Source organism: Kribbella sp. NPDC000426 (genome assembly GCF_040300265.1).
Classification (GTDB): Bacteria; Actinomycetota; Actinomycetes; order Propionibacteriales; family Kribbellaceae; genus Kribbella.
Genome location: NZ_JBEPDK010000005.1, coordinates 113,096 through 135,915, shown reverse-complemented (window position 1 = coordinate 135,915; position 22,820 = coordinate 113,096). Strand labels below are relative to the sequence as shown.

Here is a 22,820-nt window from a genome sequence, read left to right as displayed (position 1 = left end):
CGGCCATTACGCTGAGCCCGTGGACTACGACGCCTTCGACGCCCAGCTACTAGAGCTCGCCGACTCACTCCGAGGCGCCGACGAGGCCACGATCGCCGCCGAGACCGCCCGGATGAAGGCCCTCGCCGAACAGATCCCCGACGAACGCTCCCGCGGCCACGCCCTGATCCGAGCCTCGAAACTCCCCGACCTGATCACCGGCCCCAAACCAGGAACCAGCCCGCAGTACCGTCGCGCCTCGGCCCTGGTGGCACAGGTGCTCATCTACGAGGGCTCACCGGCCGAGCGGATCGCTCACGCGCAACGTGCGAAGAGCGAGATCGGAGAGTTGTCCCGGCAGGCTCCACGGCGCGAGTCCATGACGATCCTGCGGATGAACTCCACCTTGGTGAGGTACATCGAGCGGCTTCGGGACGACAGCCCGGACAGCGGATCGTGACCGACGCCGCAGCCGAGATCTCGCCGCAGTCGTGGGAGTACCGGCTGGTCGCCGCCGTGGTGTACGCCGTCGAGCAGCGGGTCCGTGGCAGTGTTGATGGTCCTCGGACCCGGTGGAACGGGCGTGTCCTCGAAGAAACCGATCCGGAGACCGTCGGCAGCGCCCACGGCGACGGCAGCATCTCGGTCTCTGTCGAGCAGGTCCTCGACAGGTTGCGCGAGGCACGGGATCTCGATCGCCCGTTGACCGACGACGAAGCCTGGCTGCTGCGCGACGCGATGGACACGCTGACGCACGAAGCCGCTCACCTGATGGCTCCTCGTGGCGACATGTCGGCACCGGAGGCTTACCCGTACGACGCCGCGGCAGGTGCCTACGACGAAGGCCGCACGGAGCACTGGACGAAGCGCAACGTCGACAAGGTCATCATCGACGTCTTCGCCGATGCAGGCCTGGAGAAGGTCGAGGCCGCGGTGCTGGCACAGCCGGGGGTGGATGCGTACGAGGCCTTCACGCCTGCTGTCCGGGTGCTCGACAAGGCGGTGGCAGATCGTAGTGGTCTGACCAGCGACGAGGTCACCCAGAAGCTGATGTGCGCCGACGACAGCCAACGCTGGAACGTCGCGGTCGACCTGATGATCGATGAGCGGTTTGTCGAGACTGGTCTCATGCCTGAGGCGCATCGCGCCGAGGTACGCAAACAACTGGTCGCTCCACTGCGCGAATCCCTCGACGGGCTGGCTGCTGTCGAAGCCGACGACTCGCTGGGGAGTGACCAGAAGGCCGAGAAGGGCGTGCAGGCCGCTCAGAACGCCATCGCCGGCCTGGACCAAGAACTCAACCGCATCGAACGCAAGTACCGCATCGAGAAGACGCAGCGTGCTCAGCAAGAAGCCCAGCGGCCTGGGTCCCGGCTGAACCAGGCTGTTCGCCAAGCCCGGGGCGACCTCCCGTCGGATCTCAAACGGTTGCGAGCTCTGACTGCCCCTCAGGCGCCGGCTGCTGGTGCGGCTAAGCGGGCGGTTGGTGCCGCTGACCAGGCACCGTCGGAGCAGGGTGAAGCGCGGCGGGGACAACAGACGACTCGGTCTCAGCCTGGTGGTCCCAGGCAACCGGATCGGTAGGTGGGTCGTGGTAACTGTCCTGAGTGACGCTGATGTTCGGGCTCGGTTGCGGGCGGACGAAGCTGTTGGGTGGATGCGGGAGGCGGTTGTTGCGGCTCATGAGGGGCGGTTGCGTACGCCGCCTCGGGTCAGCACGGATCTAGGCGCTGGGCGACTGGTGTTTACCACCGGGGCGTTGGAGGGGGAGTGGTACGGGTACCGGTCGTACGACTCGTTCGATGTCGAACCGGGGCAGCAGGTTGTTGTGTTGCAGGACTGGGCGACAGGCGAGGTCCGGGCGATTGCTGTGGGCAACGAACTGGGGCCGCGGCGGGTCGGGGCGATCGGTGGTGTGGCTGTCGATGCGTTGGCGAAGCCGGGGGCCGAGACCCTCGCGTTGATCGGGACAGGCACGCAAGCCTTCACCCAGCTCTGGGCGATCTCCGCCGTACGGCGACTGTCGAGCGTGCGAGTGTTCAGTCGCGACCACGAACGGCGAATCGCCTTTGTTGCAAGGGCTTCCGAGGAACTCGGACTGCCCGCAACCGCGGTCGACTCAGCGCAACAAGCGGTCGAGGGCGCGGATGTTGTCGTACTCGCGACCAACAGCCCGACGCCGGTGATCGACCCGGCGTGGATCGAGGACGGTGCCTTCGTCACCACGCTCGGACCGAAGCAGCGCGGCCGGGCGGAGTTCGGGCCGGAGTTGATCGATCGGGCGGATCTGGTCGTCACGGACTCGATCGCGCAGACCCGGGCGTACGACCCGCCGTTCATCCTCACCGGCACCCCGCAGCACGACCGCCTGACCAGCCTGGGCGCGGCCCTGAGCGGCGACGTGACCGGCGTGACCGTGCTGTTCTGCTCGGTCGGGCTGGCCGGGACCGAGGCGTACCTGCTGGCTCGGCTGATAGACAGTGGGCATGGAGTTCAGTGAGGTTGTCCGGCGGCGGCGCATGGTGCGGAACTACGACCCGGACCGGGTGGTGCCGGACGAGGTACGGGAGCGGATCCTGGAGAACGGTCTCCGGGCGCCGTCAGGCGGGTTCAGCCAGGGGTGGGCGTTCCTGACACTCGAGGGCGACGAGCGGGAGCGGTACTGGCGGATCGCGGCCGAGGATCCGGACGAGAAGTATGTGGAGTGGATCACAGGCCTGCGGCGCGCGCCGCTGCTCGTTCTCGCGTTCGCGCACAAGGACGCGTACCTCGATCGGTACACCGAACCGGACAAGGGCTGGACCGATCGCGACGAGGGCCGTTGGACGGCGCCGTACTGGTACGTCGACACCGGGATGGCGGTCCTGCTGATGCTGCAGACCGTCGTCGACGAAGGCCTGGGAGCCTGCTTTTTCGGGCCTCCTGCGGACAAAGCGGGCCGGCTGCTGAAGGAGTTCGGCGTACCCGAGGGGTTCGATCTGGTCGGGGTGCTGTCGATCGGGTACCGGGCCCCGGACAAGCGGTCCCCGTCGCTGAAACGGGGTCGCCGGACGACCGCCGAAGTGGTGCATCGCGGCCAGTGGGGCAATCACCTGGCGTAACGAGGCATGTCGGCCCCGTTACACCCTTTTACGACTCGCCGACCAGGGGATTGGCACTTCCGGCATATCTTCGTTATGGTCCCGTGATGTTGGCCGGGATCGGGGAAGATTCCGGGCAGCACAACCCCTCGGCGGGACCAGAAGCTCCGGGCAGCCAGTCCGGCGTCGGCGGTCGGTGCCTGTGCTGTCCCACCCCGTGCCCGGGTAGCCCTACCTGGGAGCGTTAGTGCGTAAGTCCATCATCGTGGCCGTCGGTGCGACGGCTGCGTTCGCCGTCGCGGGCGGCTCCGTGGCGTATGCCGCGAAGAGCAAGACGGTCAGTCTCTCCGTCGACGGCCAGGTGCGGAAGGTGCACACCTTCGGCTCCACCGTGGCAGACGCCCTGAAGGCCGAGAAAGTTCAGATCGGCGCACACGACGTGGTCGCGCCGGGTCCGGACTCCAAGCTCAAGGACGGCCAGGAGATCTCGGTCCAGTACGGTCGCGAGCTGACCGTCAACGCCGACGGCACCAAGAAGGCCTACTGGACCACCGCCGACAGCGTGAACGAAGCGCTCGCCGACCTCGGTCTGCGGTACGACGGGGCCCAGCTCTCCACCAGCCGTAGCGCCCCGCTCGGGCGCGAGGGGCTGGAGCTGGTCGTGAAGACCCCGAAGACCGTGCAGATCGTCCACCTGGGCAAGATCGCGACGATCAAGTCGCTGGCCGGCACCGTCGGCGAGGCCCTGACCGAGGCGAAGATCCGCTGGGACTCCGACGACCGGATCACCCCGGCCGCCGCCACCCCGCTGAAGCTCGGCGTCAACAAGATCGGCTTCGTGCAGGTCGTGCAGAAGCAGGTCACCAAGACCGTGGCGGTTGCGCACGGCACCGACGAGACCAAGTCGGCGACGCTGGTCGAGGGCACCACGAAGACCACGGCCAAGGGTACGAACGGCTCTACCGCCGTCACGTACCTGTACACCTACCTGGACGGCAAGCTGTCGACCACGAAGGTGGTCTCGTCGAAGGTCGTCACCGCGCCGGTCGACGAGAAGGTCCTGGTCGGCACCAAGCCCAAGCCGGAGGAGCCCACCACGACGACGGACGAGAAGCCGTCGACCCCCACCAGCAGTGGTGGCGCGTGGGACCGGATCGCCGCGTGTGAGTCCGGCGGCAACTGGGCCGCGAACACCGGCAACGGGTACTACGGCGGTCTCCAGTTCGACCACGGCACCTGGGCGGCCTACGGCGGTACGGCGTACGCCAACAACGCCAACGGTGCCTCGAAGGCGCAGCAGATCGCGATCGCGGAGAAGGTCAAGGCCGACCGCGGTGGCTACGGCGCCTGGCCGGTGTGCGGCAAGAAGGCTTGAGCCTGACACACTGACTGGCGTGAGCTCGTCTGATTCATCCACATCAGCCGGACCGAGGCTTCTCGGTCCGGCTGACGTGCGTTCGCTGGCCGCTTCGCTCGGCGTCCGTCCGACCAAGCAGCGGGGCCAGAACTTCGTCATCGACCCGAACACGGTCCGCCGGATCGTGCGTGCCGCCGACCTGACCGCCGGCGAGACCGTGCTGGAAGTCGGCCCGGGGCTCGGCTCATTGACCCTGGCGCTGCTCGCCGAGGGGCACCCGGTCACCGCGGTCGAGATCGACCCGCTGCTCGCGCAGGCGCTCCCGTCCACGATCGCGACGTACGCGCCCGACCAGGCCGCCTCGCTGACCGTGGTCGAGGCCGACGCGATGGACGTGACTCCGGCCGAGATCGGTACGCCGACCGCCTGCGTGGCGAATCTCCCGTACAACGTCGCCGTACCCGTCCTGCTGCACCTGCTCCGCGTGTCCGACTCGCTACGCCACGGGCTCGTGATGGTGCAGTCCGAGGTAGCGGACCGCCTGGCCGCCCCGCCCGGCTCGCGGACGTACGGCGTACCGTCCGCCAAGGCCGCCTGGTACGCCGACGTGCGGCGCGCCGGGCCGATCGGACGGAATGTGTTCTGGCCGGCACCGAATGTGGACTCCGGACTGGTTGCCTTCGAACGACGCGATCCGCCGGACACGCCGGCCGGCCGCGAGGAGGTGTTCGCGGTGATCGAGGCCGCGTTCTCCCAGCGGCGTAAGACGATCCGGTCCGCGCTGGCCCGCTGGATGCCGGACCGCGCGCGGCTGGACGAGGTGTTCGCGGCAACCGGTATCGACCCGCAACTACGCGGCGAGATGCTCGGCATCACAGAGTTCGCCGCGCTCGCCGGTGCGGCTAGAACTGCCTGAGGCACTAGCCTGTGCGACGTGCCACCTTCTGTTGAGGTCACGGTGCGGGCACCGGCCAAGATCAATCTCGGTCTGTCGGTCGGTCCGCCGCGCCCGGACGGGTTCCACCCCGTCGCCACGGTGTACCAGGCCGTTGCCCTGTACGACGACGTCACCGCGCAGGTCCGCGACGACGACGGCGAGGTGTCGGTCGAGATCGTGGGGGACTTCGCGGACGACGTACCGACCGACGAGACGAACCTCGCGGTGAAGGCGGCCCGGCTGCTGCAGGCGGAGTACGACGTCGACGAGGGTGTCGACCTGACGATCCGCAAGACGATCCCGGTGGCCGGCGGGATGGCCGGCGGATCGACCGACGCCGCGGCGACCCTGGTCGCCTGTAACCGGCTCTGGGGCCTGCAGCTGACGCAGACCGAGCTGCAGCATCACGCGGCGGAGCTCGGCAGTGACGTGCCGTTCTGTCTGGTCGGGCACACGGCGCTCGGTCAGGGCCGCGGCGAGCAGGTCACCGAGGTGATGTCCCGCGGGACGTTCCACTGGGTGTTCGCGATCGCGGACGGCGGCCTGTCGACCCCCGAGGTGTACGGCGAACTGGACCGCCTGCGCCCGCTGCGCCGCGTCGAGGCGCCACAGGTCCGGCCGGAGCTGCTGTCCGCGCTGCTCTCCGGTCAGCCCGGCGCCCTCGCGGTTGCTCTCAGCAACGACCTGCAGGCGGCCGCGCTGTCGTTGCGGCCGGAACTGGGCGACACGCTCCAGTTCGGCCTCGACCAGGGCGCACTGGCCGCCCAGATCTCCGGCTCGGGCCCCACCTGCCTGTTCCTCGCCGCCGACAGCCGCAGCGCAGTCGACCTCGCCGTAGAACTCGCCGAATCCGGCCTCTGCCGCATGGTCCGCCAGGCCGAAGGCCCCGTCCCCGGCGCCCGAATCCTCCCGGCCATCGTCAGTCACTAGTACACTTAGCCAAGTGGACTAAGGAGGAGTGATGGGCGAGCCGGCTCCGCAGTACAACATTCATGAAGCCAAGACTCAGTTGTCTCGGATCATCGAGCGGGTTGAGCACGGCGAAGAAGTCATCATCAGCCGTGCTGGGCATCCTGTTGCAAAGGTAGTTCCACTGCCTACTGCTCGTCGGCGCACTGGATGGGGCTCGCTGGCCGGTCAGATCAGCATGGCTGACGACTGGGATTCAGCTGAGACGAACGCACAGATCGCCGACGACTTCGGCATTCCCTCGTGACGGAAATGTCCGGGGCAGCGCGTCTTCTGCTCGACACGCATGTGCTGATCTGGTGGCTACAAGCCAGTCCTGAACTGTCGGACGAGCTCAGAAACCGGATCGACACGGAACTCGATGTCTATGTCAGTGCTGCGTCTGTCTGGGAACTCTCGATCAAGCAGGCTGCCGGAAAGATCAAACTGCCGGACAACCTGCTGGAATGGATCGAGCGTGGAGGTCTCAGCGAGTTGCCGATCTCCATGGCGCACGCGGACCTCGCCGGGCGGCTGCCGGCGATCCATCGGGATCCCTTTGACCGGATGCTCGTGGCGCAGGCTCTTGCCGAGAAATTGACGCTGGTGACTCGCGACGGGTTGATCCATCGGTACGACGTACCGATCCTCAAAGCCTGAAAATAGCTCGTCCGCGCCGTGGGTGTGGTGTTACGGTCCGGTTGGCCCTTATTGGAGAGACAGGAGACCGGGATGCGCCGCGGATCGATCGACCTCAGTGGTTCTGATCGTTTCGACGCATTCGCGAGGACTCTTGAACTCTCTGACGATGGGCATTGTGGCGCATGTCGACGCCGGTAAGACCAGCCTGACCGAGCGGCTGCTGTACGCCGCCGGAGTCATCGACCGGGTCGGCCGGGTCGACGACGGGAACACCCAGACCGACACGATGGATCTCGAGCGGAAACGTGGCATCACGATCCGCTCGGCGGTGGTGTCGTTCGCTCTCGGCGACCTGCCGGTCAACCTGATCGACACCCCGGGACACTCCGACTTCATCGCCGAGGTGGAGCGGGCACTGTCCGTGCTCGACGGCGCGGTGCTGGTGATCTCCGCGGTCGAGGGCGTGCAGCCCCAGACCCGGTTGCTGATGCGCACGCTGGGCCGGTTGCGCATCCCGACGCTGCTGTTCGTGAACAAGATCGACCGCGTCGGCGCGCGGTACGACGACCTGCTGGGCGATATCAAGCGCTTGTTGACGCCGGCCGTCGTGCCGATGGTCGGAGTCACGGACCTCGGCACCCGCTCCGCCCGCCTGGCGCCACTCGACGACGAGCCGCTCGCCGAGATGCTTGCTGAGCGCAACGACGACTTCCTCGAGCGCTACCTGTCCGGCGCTGCGCTGGACGTCGCCGGCGAGCTGCGGCGCCAGGTCGCGAAGGCGTGGGTACATCCGGTGTACTTCGGGTCCGCGATGACCGGCGTCGGCGTACCCGAGGTGATCGAGGGCATCAAGTCGTGGTTGCCTAGGGCAACCCAATCGCCGGAGGACCCTTTGCGGGCGAGGGTTTTCAAGGTCGAGCGTGGCGCGGCGGGCCAGAAGCTGGCGCTCGCGCGGATGTTCGCCGGGACCTTGGCGGCGCGCACGTACGTCGACGTACATCCGGTGCACGGCGCGGAGTACCAGGCTCGTCCGAGCGCCATCGAGGTCTCCGGCCGGCCGGTCGATCGGGCCGAAGCGGGGCAGATCGTCGCCTTGCGCGGGCTGAAGGAGATCCAGATCGGCGACCAACTCGGGGTGCGGACCAAGCAGGTCGGACGGTTGTTCGCGCCGCCGACGCTGGAGACGGTGGTGAGTGCGCGGGACCGGGTCAAGCTGTTCCAGGCGCTCACGCAGCTGGCCGAGCAGGACCCGCTGATCCGGGTCCGAAAGGCCGACGACATCACCGTCAGCCTGTACGGCGAGGTGCAGAAGGAGGTCATCGCGTCCTTGCTGGCCACGGAGTACGGCGTCGACGTCACGTTCAGCGAGACCACGCCGATCCATGTCGAACGGCTCGACGGCGAGGGTGACGCGGTCCGCGAGATGATGGCGCCGGGCAACTTGTGGCTGGCCGGCGTCGGGTTCCACGTCGCACCGGTTGCCGAGGGCATCGAGTACAACCTGGTGGTCGAGCTCGGCGGGCTGCCGCGCGCGTTCCATACCGCGATCGAGGAGACCGTACGCCAGACACTCCATCAAGGCCTGTACGGCTGGGAGATCCCGAACATCCGGGTCGACCTCACGCATACGGCCTACGACAGCGTCGGCACGACGGCCGGTGACTTCCGGCGGCTGGTGCCGCTCGTCCTGCTGGAGGCGATCGCCCGAGCCGGTACGACGGTCCTCGAGCCGGTCAACCACTTCGAGCTCGACGTTCCGGCCGACACGGTGTCACGCCTTCTCGCCCACGTCGCCGAACACCGCGGTCTCGTCTCCCAGACCACCCTGACCGAGACGCAGGCCCACTTGGAGGGCACAATCCCGGCGGCGACCACCCATCCGTTCGAGAGTCTGCTGCCGTCCCTGAGCCACGGCGAAGGTCTCCTCGCCACCACGTTCCACACCTACCAACCGGTCTCCGGCCCGGCGCCCACCCGGTCGCGAACCGACGGCAACCCCCTCAATCAGAAGGAGTACGTGCTCAACCTCAATCGAAGCTCTTGAGGATCGTGTGGATCTCGGCGACGGTCTGCGGACGGTCGGGCCAGTGGGCCGTGATGCAGAGGAGTTCACGCAGGTGCAGGAGCGGCATCCGCGCACGCCAGCCGTCGGCCAGCGGGTGCATCTCCTCGTACGCCGAGAAGAAGGTGTCCGACAGGTTGCCGTAGATGAGCAGGGTGGCCAGGTCGGCTTCGGGCCAGCCGTAGTTGACGGCCGGATCGATCATGCCGGGCTGGCCGTCGGGGCCGGGCAGGAGGTTGCCGTGCCAGAGGTCACCGTGCAGGAGTGACGGCGGCTGGTCGGGGACCAGTTCCGGCAGGCGGCCGGCGATGCGTTCCAGCCGGCGGCGATCGGCTGACGGGAGTTGCCCGGAGCAGTTGGGCTCCTCGAGGTACCGGAGCAGCCGCTGCTCGGCGAAGAACGCGTGCCCGTCGGTCGTCCACGGGTTCCGCTGCGGCAGCGTGCCGAGGTAGTTGTCCTGCTCGTACCCGAACTTGTCCGCCGTCTGCTGATGCTGCAGTGCCAACGCCCGCCCGGCATCCTCCCAGTACGTCGGCGACGCGGCCGCTGTCCCCAGATCCGCGAGCACGATGAACGACGACGTGACCCGCAGCACCTCCGGTACGGCGAACCCGCCCGCGACCCGCAGCGCGTCGAGGCCGTCCGCCTCGAGCGGATACAGATCGGACGGCAGGTCGTCCTGGGTCTTCACGACTACGGTCCGGCCCAGCGACGTACGCACGCGGTAGGTCCGGCTGGCGTACCCGCCCTCCAGCGGATCGGCCGCGATCGGGTCTCCCAGGGACAACCCTTCGAGCCACGCAGGATTCAGCACCTGGACGATCCTGGCACCTGCGGACCGGTCGGATACCCTGGGGCCCGTTATGGCGGCACCTAACTTGGTCAATATGGAAGCTGTTTCCAAAGGCTTCGGCACCCGGACGTTGCTCGACTCGGTCACCCTCGGGATCGGGCGCGGAGAGCGGGCCGGCGTGGTCGGGCGGAACGGCGACGGCAAATCGACGCTTCTACAGGTCCTGGCGAGGCGTGAGGAGCCCGACAGCGGCCGGATCACGCACAACCGCGACCTGCGGCTCGGGTACCTCGGGCAGAGCGACGACCTCGACCCCGGGCAGACCGTGCTGCACGCGGTGCTCGGCGATGTCGAGACCTACACCTGGGCTGCCGATCCGCGCGCACGCTCGGTGATGGAGCACTTGCTCGGCGAGGTCGACCACCAGGCGCTCGTCGGCAGCCTGAGCGGTGGCGAGCGCCGTCGTGCGTCGCTCGCGAGGCTGTTGCTGACCGAGGTCGATCTGCTCGTCCTCGACGAGCCCACCAACCACCTTGACATCGAGGCGGTCAGCTGGCTGGCCGAACACGTGGTCGACCGTGCGGGCGCCCTCATCGTCGTCACCCACGACCGCTGGTTCCTGGACGCGGTCTGCACGGTCACGTGGGAGGTGCAGGGCGGCCAGGTCTCGTCGTACGACGGTGGGTACGCCGCGTATGTGCTGGCGAAGGCCGAGCGGTCCCGTTCCGCGCAGGTTACCGAGACCAAGCGGCAGAACCTCCTGAAGAAGGAGCTCGCCTGGCTGCGCCGTGGTGCGCCGGCGCGGTCCACCAAGCCGAAGTTCCGGATCGACGCGGCGAACGCCCTGATCGAGAACGAGCCGCCGCCCCGCGACAAGCTCGCCCTGTCGCAGTTGGCAACGGCCCGGCTCGGCAAGGACGTGTTCGATGTCGAGGACGTCAGCCTGAGCTTCGGCGATCGGGTGATGCTCAACCACGTCACCTTCCGCCTCGGCCCGGCCGACCGGATCGGGCTGCTCGGCCCGAACGGCGCCGGCAAGACGACGTTCTTGAAGGTCCTCACCGGTCAGCTCGCCCCGGACCGCGGCCTGGTCAAGCAGGGCAAGACCGTCCGCGTCGCGAACCTGTCCCAGACCCTCGACGAGGTCGACGGCGCGGACACGGTGCTCGAGCACATCACCGCCATCCGCCGTACGGCGGCGCTGGCCGGGCGAGGCGGTGAGCTGACGTCATCGCAGCTGCTGGAGCGCTTCGGGTTCACCGGGGACAAGCTGACCACCCGGATCTCGGACCTGTCCGGTGGCGAGCGGCGCCGGTTGCAGCTGCTGCGCATCCTGCTCGACGAGCCGAACGTGCTGATCCTCGACGAACCGACCAACGACCTGGACGTCGAGACGCTGACCGTGCTGGAGGACTTCCTCGACAGCTGGCCGGGCGTCGTCGTCACGGTCACCCACGACCGGTACTTCCTCGAGCGCGTGAGCGACATGGTTTACGCGATCATGGGCGACGGCCAGGTGCGGCATCTGCCGCGCGGCGTCGAACAGTATCTCGATGAACTCGAGGCCGGAATTCCGCGGCGGGCACCGTCAAATGCGTTGACACCGGCGCCGGAGATGTCCAGTAATTTGTCGGTCGACCCGGCAGCGGCACGGGCGGCGAAGAAAGAGCTGAACCGGATCGAGCGGCAGCTGGCCAAACTCACCGAGACCGAGGCGAAGCTGCACGACCAGCTGGCCGCGAGTGCCAGCGACTACGAGCGGCTGGCCGAGCTGGACACCGAGCTGCGCAAGCTCGCCGACGAACGGGCCGAGCTGGAAACGGCCTGGTTCGAGGCCGCCGAACTCGCGGAGTAGACCGGGGACGAGCCGCGGCGCCCCTCCGATCCCCTGTGATTCGGAGGGGGCGCCGAGCTCTGGGTGAGCGGGCCCCGTGCCGGCCGGCGTTGTTCGGGCCCCGAGCCCCGGACACCGCGCGGCCACTTTCGGCGGACCACCTCTTGCCGCCGAAGTCACCGTGATCTGACAGTTTGTAGTCGGTCAGCCACCGACGGTGATGACCCTAGTGCGGGTGCTCACTCAGTGTCGATAGTGGTCGGCTACAGCAATCTCTCGATCTCGTTGCAACTAGCAACGATCGGGGCCGGGCAGAAGTGACGGGTCGTCTTTTCGGATTATTCCGGCACAATTCCGCTGCGCGTTTGTGTGGCTATTGTCAATGCTTTTCGAGATCGAACGGGCGGACCAGCTCGCGCAGTACGCGGGCGATCTTCTGCTGGTCGCGCTCGCTGAGCGATCCCAGCAGCGCGCGCTCGTGGGTGAGCAGATCGGCCATCGCCGCGTCGACTGCGTCACGCCCGGCGGTGGTCAGTTGGACGAGCACGCCGCGGCGGTCGGACGGGTCCGGCAGGCGCTCGACCAGGCCGCGCGCGGCGAGCCGGTCGACCCGGTTCGTCATCGTGCCGGACGTGACCAGGGTTTCCTTGAGCAGCTTGCCGGGGGAGAGCTGGTACGGCGCACCGGCCCGGCGCAATGCCGCGAGTACGTCGAACTCCCACGACTCCAGGCCGTGGGTGTCGAACGCCTGACTGCGGGCGCGATCCAGGTGCCGCGCGAGCCGGCTGACCCGGGACAGCACCTCCATCGGCGCCACGTCGAGGTCGGGGCGCTCCCGGCGCCAGGCCTCGATCAGCCGATCGACCTCGTCCTCCATGGTTCGAGACTACCCATCAAGACTCTTGACATCAAGACAAGTCGCAGGTCTAGAGTATCTCGATGTCAAGATAAATCGTGGAGAGAGGTGCAGACCGATGCGGACGTCACCGGTGTGGAGTCCAGTGCAGTACGGCACGTACGCCGACGAGCGGGCCCGCCCGTTCCGCGACCTGGTCGAGCGGGTGCGGGCGACCGACGCACGGACCGTCGTGGATCTCGGCTGCGGTCCGGGCGCGCTGACGGCGACGCTGCGCGAGGTCTGGCCGGATGCCGTGATCCGCGGCATCGACAGCTCGCCGCAGATGCTCGAGGCGGCAGCGGAGTACGCGGACGACCACCTGAGCTTCGAGCTGGGCGATGTCCGTGAGTGGGCCGCCGAGCCGGGATCGCTCGATGTGATCGTCACGAACGCCACGCTGCAGTGGATCCCGGAGCAGGTCGAGCTGCTGCCCGGGTTCGTGCGTGCGTTGCGTCCGGGCGGATGGCTGGCGATCCAGATCCCGGGCAACGGGAACGCGCCGTCGCACGCGATCCTGCGTGAGCTCGCCGAGACCGAGCCGTACGCCGAGTTCGCGAAGGACGCGTCGCTCCGCCCGGACGTGCCCGGCCCGGCGGAGTACGTCGACGTGCTCAGCGCGGAGGGGTGCGTGGTGGACGCGTGGGAGACGACGTACTTCCACGTGCTCGCGGGCGACAACGCCGTACTGGAGTGGGTGAAGGGGACTGGAGCGCGGCCGGTGCTGCAGTCGTTGCCGGACGACCTGCGGAAGCAGTTCGAGGCGGAGTACGGCGCTCGGCTGGCGGAGGCTTATCCGCAGAAGCCGTACGGGACGCTGCTGCCGTTCCGCCGGATCTTCGCGGTGGCGCAGAAGAAGGGATGAGCATGCGACTCGATCATGTGCAGGTGTCGTGCCCGCCGGGCGGTGAGGACCTGGCGCGGGCGTTCTACGGCGAGGCGCTCGGGATGACCGAGGTCGAGAAGCCGGAGTTGCTCAAGGCTCGCGGTGGGTGCTGGTTCAAGGCCGGCGAGGCGGAGATCCATGTCGGGGTGGAGGCGGGGTTCACTCCGGCGAAGAAGGCGCATCCGGCGTTGGCCGTGGACGACCTGGACTCGTTGGCCGGCAGACTGGCGGGCCTCGGCTATCCGGTCACGTGGGACAACGAAACGATCCCGGGCCGTCGGCGCTTTCACACTGCTGACGGACACGGGAATCGGATCGAGATCGTGCGTGAGCGAGCGTAGCGAGTGAACCAAAAGCACAGCGCGCACCGCTTGCGCCGGCGCCGAGCGAAGCGAGGTAGAGGTGCAAGCGGCTCGCCCGGCCCCCTCAGGCCGGGCGAGCCGCTGGCTCATTCGGTCGCCAGCGCGCCGGCCGGTGCGACCTTCGCGGCCCGGCGGGCGGGCAGGACCGAGGCGAGCAGGCCGGCGACCGCGGCCACTGCGGCGATGATGATCAGCAGCGTGCCGGGTACGGCGTACTCGACGCCGCCGTCGACGGTCTGGCCGCCCATCAGCGCGCTCGTCCCGGTCCAGCCGTAGACGAGGCCGAGCACGATTCCGAGGCCGGCCGCGACGAGTGCCATCAGCAACGATTCGACCGCGAGCATCCGGCGCAGTTGGCGGCGGGACAGGCCCATCGCGCGGAGCAGCGCGTTCTCCCGCGTCCGCTCGAGGACCGACAGGCTGAGCGTGTTACCGACGCCGACCAGTGCGATCAGCACCGAGACCCCGAGCAGCCCGACACCGACGATCAGCAGTACGTCGAAGACCTTCGTGTAGCTGGTCCGCTCGGCCAGACCGCCGGTGACGGACAGGTCCTTCACGGTCGGGATCGACTGGTCCACGGCGTCGATCACGTCCGAGCCGTCCGCCTTCGGGTCCGATGCCAGCCAGAACCCGGTCACCGCCGCGGTCGGTGCCAGCTTGGCGAGATCGGACGAGCTGACGGTGATCGGGTCGAGCCCGGTCGCCCGCTGGGCCGTGACGCTCAGCCGGTGCTGTCCGGACACGATCGTCAGCGGCGACCCGTCCTCGAGCTTCAGCATGATCATCGTCGACCGGTCCAGCAGCGCCGTACCCGGCTTGAGCTTGGCGGCCGCCTCCGGGTTGTGGATGACGGAACCGGCCTTCGCCGGGTCGATGCCGGTCACCTGGACCTCTTGGCCGCCGGACTTCACCAGCACCTGGCTGACCGGGACCACCTGCGTGATGCCCTTGATGTCGCGGAGCTGCTGCTCGGCGTTGGCCGGCATCTTCTCCTTGTACGTCGTCACCATCAGGTCGACCGGGTACTGGCCGTTCATCGAGACATCGAACGTCTTCTGCACCGAGGCGATCCCGACGCAGGTCAGGCTGATCAGCGTCACGCCGATGAGCAGCGCGGACGTCGTGGCCGCCGTACGCTTCGGGTTCCGGACCGCGTTCGCGACCGCGATCCTCGCCGGCACCCCACCTTGACGAGCGGGCAGTGCGCCGATGACGCGGATGAGCGCCGGCACGAGCAGCGAGCCGACCGCGAGGATGCCGAGGAACGAGATCGCGCCGCCGGCGACACCGACGATGACCTGGTGCGATGCCGCGCCGGCCGCGAGCAGCAGGCCGCCGCCGAGAAGGAGCAGGAAGCCCAGGATCAAACGCAGGACCCCGGCCTTGGACGCGGCCGCCGGAGCAGCCTCGGGACGCAGCGCTGCGAGCGGCGCCACCTTGGTCGCCCGACGCGCTGGTACGACGGCAGCGACCAGGGTCGCCACGGTGCCGAGCAGCAGCGGCAGGAACACCGACGACAGGTCCAGGTGCAGCGGCAGCGGCGGGATGCCCCAGTCGAACTCGCGGGACAGCGTCAGCCCCAGCGCGGAGAGCGCGACGCCGAAGACCACACCGATCGCGGATGCGATCACGCCGACGACGCTCGCCTCCGCGATTACGGAGGAGAACACCTGCCGGCGGGACGCGCCGACGCAGCGCAGCAGCGCCATCTCACGGGTGCGCTGCGCGATCACGATCGTGAAGGTGTTGCTGATCACCAGACACGCGACGAACAGGGCGATGACGGCGAACATCCCGAACACGCCGCCGAGGACGTCGATGCCGTTGGTGTAGCTCTTCACCTCGTGCTCGATGAAGCCCGCCCCGGTGAAGGTCTCCAAGCCCTTGGAAACAACGGGTCCCGCAGCATCGGCCAGCTGCTGCTGGGTGACGCCGGGCTTGGCCGCGATCGCGATCCCGCGGACGAAGGCCCCCGGTTCGAAGATCTTCACCGCGGCCGGAGTTGCGACCGCGGACGCCGTACCGACGTACTTCGAGTCGTCAAGCAGGCCGACGACGGTGACGTTCCAGGACTTGTCGTCGTACGAGCTGATCCGCAGCGTCTGACCGACGGTTACCTTGTGCTTGGCCGCGGCGCGGGCCGGCAGCGCGATCTCGTTCGTTGCAGTTGGCAACCGACCGGAGGAGGTGCCGGGACCGGCGATGTGGGTGGTGTCGTACAGCGCGTCGATCGGGAGCGTGGTCGGCCGGACCAGGTCCGGGTACGAAACCTCCATGTACGCCGTCGTCAGCGTGGCCACCGATGCGGCCTGCGGCAGTTTCTGCACGTTCGCGATGTCGGCCGGGGAGATCGTCGACTGGTCCGGGTAGACGACGGCGTCGACACCCTTGTACTGCGCGCCGATCGTCTCGTCTACGCCGTGTGAGGCGGACGAGTGCACGATCATCGCCAGCGAACCGAAACCGACCCCGAGGACGATCGCCAGGCACGCGGCGACCAGGCGGCCCACGTGGGCGCGCAGCGAGGAGAGGATGGAACGTCGCACGTCAGGCTCCCAGCTGGCGCAGGGCGTCGAGGACGCTCTCCGGGGTCGGCTGCCGCAGTTCGCCCGCAAGCTTGCCGTCGGCAAGCATCACGACGCGGTCGGCGTACGACGCGGCCAGCGGGTCGTGGGTGACCATCACCACGGTCTGGCCGAACTCACGGACCGAACGGCGCAAGAAGCCGAGCACCTCGGCGCCGGACCGCGAGTCCAGGTTGCCGGTCGGCTCGTCGGCGAACACGACCTCCGGCCGCCCGACCAGAGCCCGCGCGACCGCGACCCGCTGCTGCTGACCGCCGGACAGCTCCGACGGCCGGTGCGTGAGCCGGTCCTCGAGACCGAGTACGTCGATCAGCGTGTCGAGCCACTGCTGGTCGGGCTTGCGGTTGCCGAGCTCCAGCGGCAGCAGGATGTTGTCCTTGGCCGTCAGCATCGGGAGCAGGTTGAACGACTGGAACACGAAGCCGACCCGGTCCCGGCGGATCTTGGTCAGCTCGGAGTCGGGCAGCCGGGTCAGCTCGGTCTCGCCGAGCAGGACCTGACCGCCGGTCGGCGTGTCGAGGCCGGCCAGGCAGTGCATCAGCGTCGACTTGCCGGACCCGGACGGGCCCATGATCGCGGTGAACTGGCCGACGCCGAAGTCCACCGAGACGCCGTCGAGCGCCGCGACCGCGGTGTCGCCCTGTCCGTACACCTTGCGCAGCTCGTGCGCCCGGATCGCGGTCCGCGGTTCCCCGTCCTGCGGCAACCGCCCGGCCGCAAGCTCTCCGGTCTGCAAGCTCATGTCACTCCTTGGTCTTGAGGTTTCACCAAGAAGTTAGTGATCGCCGCGCCCGGTTACGTCGGACCAGAGTGGGGAGTGCGGGTCCTACCTGGGTATTACTTGGTGGGTCTGACCAGACCCGTTTCGTACCCCAGGACGACGAGCGCGACCCGGTCCCGGAGGCCGGTCTTGGCCAGGATGCGGCCGATATGCGTCTTGACCGTTGCCTCGGACAACGTGAAGAGCTTGGCGATCTCGGTGTTCGACAGACCGCGGGCCACCTCGACCAGGACCTCGCGCTCGCGGGCGGTCAGCTCTTTGAGATCGGGCCGCTCGGTGTCCGCGTCGGGCAGCGCGCCGGCGAAGTGCTCGAGCAGGCGTTTCGTCGTACTGGGGGAGACCACGGCGTCGCCGGAGTGCACCTGGCGGATCGCGGACAGCAGGTCGGCCGGCGGGGTGTTCTTGAGCAGGAAGCCGGCCGCGCCGGCCTTGATCGCGGCGAACGCGTACTCGTCCAGGTCGAAGGTCGTGAGCACGATCACCTTCGGTGCCTCTGGCAACGACTGGAGCCTTCTGGTGGCCTCCACGCCGTCCAGTCGCGGCATCCGGACGTCCATCAGCACCACGTCGCACGCGGTGACCTGGATCTTCTCGACCGCCTCGCCGCCGTCGCCGGCCTGCCCGACCACCCGCATGTCCGCCTGGGAGTCCACCAGCATCGTGAAACCTGCTCTGACGAGTTCCTGATCGTCCACGAGGAACACCCGGATCACGTCGTCGTCCACGCCTCCACCTCGCTTCGCTCGGCTCCGGCGTGCACGATAGCGTCACTGTGTCGTCGGTTCACTCGCTGCGCTCGCTCACGTGCTCTCCGCTCGGCAAGTTGTAGGGCAGTTTGGCGATCACCTCGTAACCGCCGCCCGCCTTCGGTCCGGCGCTCACCGTACCGCCCGAGACCGAGGCGCGCTGCCGCATCCCGACCAGGCCGTGACCCGGGTCGGAGCTCGGCGCGACGCCCGCGCCGCGGCCGTCGTCGGTGACCACCACGGTCAGCATCTCGCGCCCGAAGTCCAACGAGACGGACGTGCGTGCTCCCGGCCCGGCGTGTTTCAGCGTGTTGGTCAGCCCTTCCTGCACGATCCGGTACGCCGTGAGCCCGAGCAGCGCCGGCAGATCGCGGGGCTCCCCGGTGACGTCGTACGTGACGTTGAGGCCGGCTTCGCGGACGTTGTCGATCAGCTCCGGGAGGCTGGAGACGCCCGGTTGCGGGCGCGGCTGGTTCGGGTCGAGTTCGTTCTGCTCGTCCTGTTTGAGCAGGCCGAGCATCTTGCGCATCTCGGTCAGGCTCGCGCGGCCGGTGTCGCCGATCGTGGCCAGCGCCTTCTTCGCGGCCTCGGGCGACTGGTCCGCGGCGTACAGCCCGCCGTCGGCCTGGACGATCATGATCGACAGGCCGTGCGCGACCACGTCGTGGATCTCGCGGGCGATCCGGGTCCGCTCGTTGCTCACGGCCAGCTTCGACTCGCGGTCACGGTCCCGTTCGAGCTGGGCGGCGCGCTCCTCCAGCTGGGCGACGTACAGCCCGCGGGTACGGCGGCGCTCGCCGAACGCCCAGACCCCGAAGACGAGCGCGCCGAGCGCGACCATGATCGTGACCTGCTGCTTCCAGTCCGAGTTCGACCAGTAGCGCGAGACCGCCATCAGTACGCCGAGGCCGCCGATGCCGAGCGCGATCCGGCTCAGGCGGGTGTCGCCGTACACGGAGATGGCGTAGAGGGCGACGAGCAGGCCGATGTTGCCGGGCTGCAGCTGGACGCCGGTCAGCCATTGCAGCGCGGCGACGGAGCAGACGGCGAAGAAGACCAGCTCGGGATGGGTGCGCCGCCAGATCAGCGGGACCAGCATGCCGAACGCGAGGATGCCGCCGAAGTGCGCCTGGGCGAGCGACAGGAACCCGGCCGTCAGACACAGCGCACCGGCCAGCAGCAGGTCGAACGCCCTGCTCCGGGCAGGCAGCGGCCGCGCGGTCAGTATCCCCGTCATGCTCGCCAGGGTACGGGTCGTTTTTCCCGCGGAGGTCATTCTCCGGTCGGATGTCGGCGTACGACCCGGGTCGGTTACTTGTGCGGTCGGGTCGACAGCGTGGGCTTGGCCTCGAGGCCGGACAGGCCGTTCCAGGCGAGGTTGACCAGGTGCGCGGCGACGTCGGGCTTCTTCGGTTTGCGGGCGTCCAGCCACCACTGACCGGTGAGCGCGACCATGCCGACCAGCATCTGGGCGTACATCGGCGCGTTCTTCGGGTCCAGGCCGCGGCGCTTGAACTCCTCCGCGAGGATGTGCTCGACCCTGGTCGCGACATCACTGAGGATCGAGATGAACGAACCGGTCGACGATCCGACCGGCGAGTCGCGGACCAGGATCCGGAAACCGTCCGCGTTCTTCTCGATGTAGTCGAGCAGCGCCAGCGCGGCCTGCTCGACGAGCTCGTGCGCCCGGCCGGCCGTCAGGGCACCGGTGACGCCGTCGAGCAGCGCACGGACCTCGCGGTCCACGACAACGGCGTACAGGCCCTCCTTGCCGCCGAAGTGCTCGTAGACGACCGGCTTGGAGACCTCGGCGCGATGCGCGATCTCCTCGACCGAGGTGGCCTCGTACCCCTTCTGCGCGAACAGGCCGCGGGCAATCGTGATGAGTTGTTCGCGACGTTCGGCACTGGTCATCCGGATCCGGCCGGACCGCCGCGGTTTGGGTTCCGTCACGTCGTGATCACGTCAGCATCATGCCGCACTTCGGGTGTCGCCCGTCGGGGTTTTACGGTTTCAGGCAGCCTTGAGGGTGCGCTGCGAGGCGTCCGTACGCCGCGCCTCGAGCCGCTCCTTGACCGGCCAGCGGACGTCGGAGACCCAGCCGCGCTTCTCGAAGAACCAGATGCAGCGGGCCGACGTGTCGAGCTGACCTTTGAGTACGCCGTGCCGCGCGCAGGTCGGGTCGGAGTGGTGCAGGTTGTGCCACGACTCGCCCTGGCTCAGGATCGCCAGCCACCACACGTTGCCGGACTTGTCGCGGCTCTTGAACGGCCGGTCGCCGATCGTGTGGCAGATCGAGTTGATCGACCAGGTGACGTGGTGCAGCAGCGCGATGCGGACCAGGCTGGCCCAGAAGAACGCGGTCAGCGCGCCGGTGATCGACCAGGACCACAGACCGCCGATGATCGCCGGCAGCAGCACGCTCGTCGCGACCAGCAGCGGGAACAACCGGGACACCCGGACGATGTCCTTGTCCTTCAGCAGGTCCGGCGCGTACTGGCGCTGCGGGGTCTGCTCGGTGTCGAACAGCCAGCCCACGTGCGCGTAGATGAAGCCCTTGGTCAGCGCGCCCAGGGTCTCGCCGTACCGCCAGGGGCTGTGCGGGTCACCCTCGCGGTCGGAGAACTTGTGGTGCTTGCGGTGATCGGCCACCCAGCGGATCACCGGCCCCTCGATCGCCAGCGAGCCGGCGATGGCCAGCGCGTACTTCATCGGCCGGTTCGGCTTGAACGACTTGTGCGTGAACAGCCGGTGGAAACCGATCGAGATCCCGTGCCCCGCGACCGTGTAGAACACCACCGCCAGGACCACGTCCCGCCAGCCGAGGAACCCGCCCCACGCGATCGGCACCGCCGCCAGCACCGCCAGGAACGGGATGCCGATGAACAACGCCAGCGCGACCTGCTCCCAGGCCTTCTTCTGCTCACCGCCGAGCGTCCCGGTGTTGACGTCCTCGACGACGGGCGCGGTACGGATGGGCGCGTCCGGCGTGGCAACGGGTGGGGTCATAGCTGTTTCATCCCTCGGGTCCGGGTTCCTTACCTACGCCACCGTAACCTACGGCACCGTAGGTAAGGAACCCCTCAGCGTGTCGTTCACCCCACTCGTGGCAAACTGTCCCGGCAACCACGATCCCCCGTGGGGTAATCGGCAGCCCGCGAGACTTTGAATCTCGAAGACCAGGATCGAAACCTGGCGGGGGAGCAACGCAAAACCCCGGCTCCTGGGTCTCAGAGCCGGGGTTTTGCTAACGGATTTGCTAACAGGCCACTGGCACCGGCGCATCCGGGTCGTCATCGTCGGGGTCGGTGGCCGCTGCTCCAGGCCGCCCGTGTGATCGGAGCCGCGAGCATCGGCTACGCGAACAAACCCAGCAAGGCCACTGACTTCACCGCCGCAGGGGCAGACGCCGTCACTGCGCAGATCTCCGAGCTGACTGAGGCAGTCCGCGCCAGCTAGTGTGATCCGCCAACAGATCCGCGACACTCGTCCATCAGCTGATATGCGACAAGCTAGACGTCTGGCGACCAACTTTGGGAGCCGCCCAACGCACGGATCTGCCGATGAGCAGTCGTTCCTTCAGGCAGGTTCAGGTGCCATGTGCGGGACCGCGAACTCCAACGCGAGGCCCTTCGTTTCCCCGTTATCGAAGTCAACCCACACGGCCGGTACTTCGTCGTAGGTCCCCACTCGACCGACCGTGCCGGAGCCGAATGTGTCGTGACGGACGCGAACTCCTTCGACCATCCAGCTCGGAGGCTTGATCATTAGGTCCGGTTCCCACTCAGGCATGGGCCTAGTATCGCGGCGCTGCCAGATACAACCGCACATACCGCGATCCGCGGGCTCGACTGTCACAGATCATCTGGCGGACGAGTGTGGCGCATCAATCGACGGAGGACAGTCCGCGCCAGCTAGCCCCTCCGATTTTGGCTCTTATGGATCAAGGTGCGCCTTCGGCGCGGGCGTGCGCGTGCGGCCTCCGGCCGTTCACCGCCCGCGCCCGCTCTCGGTGTCTTTCTGAGCAACAGCAACGCCTCCGGCGGGGGCCTCACGACTCCGGGATGACGGGTCGAATCGGCCGGCTATCTCGGTGCTGAACGGCAGACGGGAAGACACAAGGCGCTGGCTATGTGGCGCGACGGCAGTGGCTAGGTACCGATAATCACGTCATGATCTCGCGCCCTGCTGCCTATCCGTTCGTGCCCAAGTCCAACGCTTACCTCGTGCCAGGTCACATCTGGGGGATACCTCTACGAGACGGCCGTTCAGCCTGCGGCGTGGTTGTGGCGGTGCCGACCGCTGAGGAAGCGCCACACCAGGCGATCAACAGTCGAACGTTCGCCGCTGGCCTGCTGGACTGGGTTGGCGACGAGCTGCCGACGCCGACTGCGGTCGATGACAGTCCGCTCCTCAACTGGGGCTACGGGCACATCAAGATGATCGGCGAGAACGGCGGGTCAATCCTCGGTCAACGCTCCTCGGTGCATGACCGAGATGGTGCTCTATCGGGTGTATCCCACCGCATGGGCGGCACAGTCGGCCTCTATCGTGACGGTCGGATGGTCCGCGTCGCCACAGCCGACGAGGCGCGAGACCTCCCCATCATCGGTACGTGGGGCTCCACCTACATCGTGGCCCTAGCCGAGCGGGTGTTCGTCTACGGCAAGCCGGTCGTTCGATGATCCGCAGGTCAGGGCGGGATTGCTAACGGATTTGCTAACAAACGGGTGGATCGCGATGGACGACCAGATGCGAGCTGAGCCGGATTCAGGCTCAGGCCGGTTGGGCGGGAACTTCGGGTGGACCGGGGTGGACACGGCAGCGGCAACTTTGAATCTCGAAGACCAGGATCGAAACCTGGCGGGGGAGCTAACGGATCGTGTCGGGATTCATCCAGCATGGATGACCACAGGCTGCAAGGCGTGGG

At 68.0% G+C, this 22,820-nt stretch carries 22 protein-coding genes and 1 tRNA gene; 15 read left to right on the top strand and 8 right to left on the bottom strand.

Annotated elements, in window-relative coordinates:
• Positions 1-19 precede the first annotated feature (19 nt).
• The 10 genes from ABT313_RS24705 to ABT313_RS24660 all read left to right on the top strand — a co-directional run bounded on the left by ABT313_RS24705 (position 20) and on the right by ABT313_RS24660 (position 8,987).
• Positions 20-439 (top strand): hypothetical protein, encoded by a 420-nt coding sequence (locus tag ABT313_RS24705; protein WP_350858271.1) that lies wholly within the window; start codon positions 20-22, stop codon positions 437-439.
• The gene (locus ABT313_RS24700; RefSeq protein WP_350858268.1) at positions 436-1,563 is read left to right on the top strand and encodes a hypothetical protein; all 1,128 of its coding nucleotides are present in this window, start codon (positions 436-438) and stop codon (positions 1,561-1,563) included. Before ABT313_RS24705 ends, ABT313_RS24700 begins: the two co-directional genes overlap by 4 nt.
• On the top strand, positions 1,445-2,479 hold the full coding sequence (locus ABT313_RS24695) for an ornithine cyclodeaminase family protein (RefSeq protein ID WP_350858265.1): 1,035 nt from the start codon (positions 1,445-1,447) through the stop codon (positions 2,477-2,479). Before ABT313_RS24700 ends, ABT313_RS24695 begins: the two co-directional genes overlap by 119 nt.
• A complete protein-coding gene (locus ABT313_RS24690; RefSeq protein ID WP_350858262.1) occupies positions 2,466-3,080 on the top strand; it encodes a nitroreductase family protein in 615 nt (204 codons plus the stop codon). Before ABT313_RS24695 ends, ABT313_RS24690 begins: the two co-directional genes overlap by 14 nt.
• A 226-nt stretch (positions 3,081-3,306) precedes the next feature.
• Positions 3,307-4,434 (top strand): resuscitation-promoting factor, encoded by a 1,128-nt coding sequence (locus ABT313_RS24685; RefSeq protein ID WP_350858259.1) that lies wholly within the window; start codon positions 3,307-3,309, stop codon positions 4,432-4,434.
• Between the two features lie 19 nt (positions 4,435-4,453).
• Positions 4,454-5,332, top strand: a complete 879-nt coding sequence (rsmA, locus tag ABT313_RS24680) for a 16S rRNA (adenine(1518)-N(6)/adenine(1519)-N(6))-dimethyltransferase RsmA (RefSeq protein WP_350858256.1) — start codon at positions 4,454-4,456, stop codon at positions 5,330-5,332.
• An 18-nt stretch (positions 5,333-5,350) separates the two neighbouring features.
• Positions 5,351-6,283: a 4-(cytidine 5'-diphospho)-2-C-methyl-D-erythritol kinase gene (locus tag ABT313_RS24675; protein WP_350858253.1), complete on the top strand. Its 933-nt coding sequence runs from the start codon at positions 5,351-5,353 to the stop codon at positions 6,281-6,283.
• A 31-nt stretch (positions 6,284-6,314) separates the two neighbouring features.
• The gene (locus tag ABT313_RS24670) at positions 6,315-6,569 is read left to right on the top strand and encodes a type II toxin-antitoxin system Phd/YefM family antitoxin (RefSeq protein ID WP_350858250.1); all 255 of its coding nucleotides are present in this window, start codon (positions 6,315-6,317) and stop codon (positions 6,567-6,569) included.
• A gap of 5 nt (positions 6,570-6,574) precedes the next feature.
• On the top strand, positions 6,575-6,961 hold the full coding sequence (locus ABT313_RS24665) for a type II toxin-antitoxin system VapC family toxin (protein WP_350860197.1): 387 nt from the start codon (positions 6,575-6,577) through the stop codon (positions 6,959-6,961).
• Between the two features lie 148 nt (positions 6,962-7,109).
• Positions 7,110-8,987, top strand: a complete 1,878-nt coding sequence (locus ABT313_RS24660) for a GTP-binding protein (RefSeq protein WP_350858248.1) — start codon at positions 7,110-7,112, stop codon at positions 8,985-8,987.
• Here the strand turns inward: ABT313_RS24660 and ABT313_RS24655 are convergent.
• Entirely contained in the window at positions 8,971-9,819 is an 849-nt protein-coding gene (locus tag ABT313_RS24655) for a fructosamine kinase family protein (RefSeq protein WP_350858245.1), read from the bottom strand. The two genes, ABT313_RS24660 and ABT313_RS24655, sit on opposite strands and share 17 nt — an antisense overlap.
• Positions 9,820-9,892: 73 nt before the next feature.
• Here ABT313_RS24655 and ABT313_RS24650 point away from each other — a divergent pair, with 73 nt between their 5' ends.
• Complete coding sequence (locus ABT313_RS24650; RefSeq protein ID WP_502884019.1) at positions 9,893-11,653, top strand: ABC-F family ATP-binding cassette domain-containing protein; 1,761 nt, start codon at positions 9,893-9,895, stop codon at positions 11,651-11,653.
• Between the two features lie 358 nt (positions 11,654-12,011).
• On the opposite strand, the gene ABT313_RS24645 is transcribed toward ABT313_RS24650, so the two are convergent.
• Positions 12,012-12,509, bottom strand: a complete 498-nt coding sequence (locus ABT313_RS24645; RefSeq protein WP_130440594.1) for a MarR family winged helix-turn-helix transcriptional regulator — start codon at positions 12,507-12,509, stop codon at positions 12,012-12,014.
• 97 nt (positions 12,510-12,606) lie between these two features.
• Here ABT313_RS24645 and ABT313_RS24640 point away from each other — a divergent pair, with 97 nt between their 5' ends.
• The gene (locus ABT313_RS24640; protein WP_350858238.1) at positions 12,607-13,392 is read left to right on the top strand and encodes a methyltransferase domain-containing protein; all 786 of its coding nucleotides are present in this window, start codon (positions 12,607-12,609) and stop codon (positions 13,390-13,392) included.
• Entirely contained in the window at positions 13,389-13,754 is a 366-nt protein-coding gene (locus ABT313_RS24635; RefSeq protein ID WP_350858235.1) for a VOC family protein, read from the top strand. Before ABT313_RS24640 ends, ABT313_RS24635 begins: the two co-directional genes overlap by 4 nt.
• A gap of 107 nt (positions 13,755-13,861) precedes the next feature.
• Here ABT313_RS24635 and ABT313_RS24630 read toward each other — a convergent pair whose 3' ends face one another.
• The 6 genes from ABT313_RS24630 to ABT313_RS24605 all read right to left on the bottom strand — a co-directional run bounded on the left by ABT313_RS24630 (position 13,862) and on the right by ABT313_RS24605 (position 20,899).
• A complete protein-coding gene (locus ABT313_RS24630) occupies positions 13,862-16,324 on the bottom strand; it encodes an ABC transporter permease (protein ID WP_350858232.1) in 2,463 nt (820 codons plus the stop codon).
• Position 16,325: 1 nt separating this feature from the next.
• Complete coding sequence (locus tag ABT313_RS24625; RefSeq protein ID WP_350858229.1) at positions 16,326-17,105, bottom strand: ABC transporter ATP-binding protein; 780 nt, start codon at positions 17,103-17,105, stop codon at positions 16,326-16,328.
• A 95-nt stretch (positions 17,106-17,200) separates the two neighbouring features.
• Positions 17,201-17,869: a response regulator gene (locus ABT313_RS24620; RefSeq protein ID WP_350858227.1), complete on the bottom strand. Its 669-nt coding sequence runs from the start codon at positions 17,867-17,869 to the stop codon at positions 17,201-17,203.
• Positions 17,870-17,927: 58 nt separating this feature from the next.
• Positions 17,928-19,127 (bottom strand): sensor histidine kinase, encoded by a 1,200-nt coding sequence (locus ABT313_RS24615; protein ID WP_350858224.1) that lies wholly within the window; start codon positions 19,125-19,127, stop codon positions 17,928-17,930.
• 74 nt (positions 19,128-19,201) lie between these two features.
• Positions 19,202-19,843 carry a TetR/AcrR family transcriptional regulator gene (locus ABT313_RS24610; RefSeq protein WP_350858221.1) on the bottom strand — a complete coding sequence of 214 codons (642 nt, stop codon included), beginning with the start codon at positions 19,841-19,843 and terminating at the stop codon, positions 19,202-19,204.
• Between the two features lie 60 nt (positions 19,844-19,903).
• Positions 19,904-20,899: an acyl-CoA desaturase gene (locus ABT313_RS24605; protein ID WP_350858218.1), complete on the bottom strand. Its 996-nt coding sequence runs from the start codon at positions 20,897-20,899 to the stop codon at positions 19,904-19,906.
• 123 nt (positions 20,900-21,022) lie between these two features.
• Here ABT313_RS24605 and ABT313_RS24600 point away from each other — a divergent pair.
• Together ABT313_RS24600 and ABT313_RS24595 are read left to right on the top strand one after the other, a co-directional pair.
• A tRNA-Gln gene (locus ABT313_RS24600) sits at positions 21,023-21,094 on the top strand.
• Between the two features lie 968 nt (positions 21,095-22,062).
• A complete protein-coding gene (locus tag ABT313_RS24595) occupies positions 22,063-22,575 on the top strand; it encodes a hypothetical protein (RefSeq protein WP_350858215.1) in 513 nt (170 codons plus the stop codon).
• Positions 22,576-22,820 lie beyond the last annotated feature (245 nt).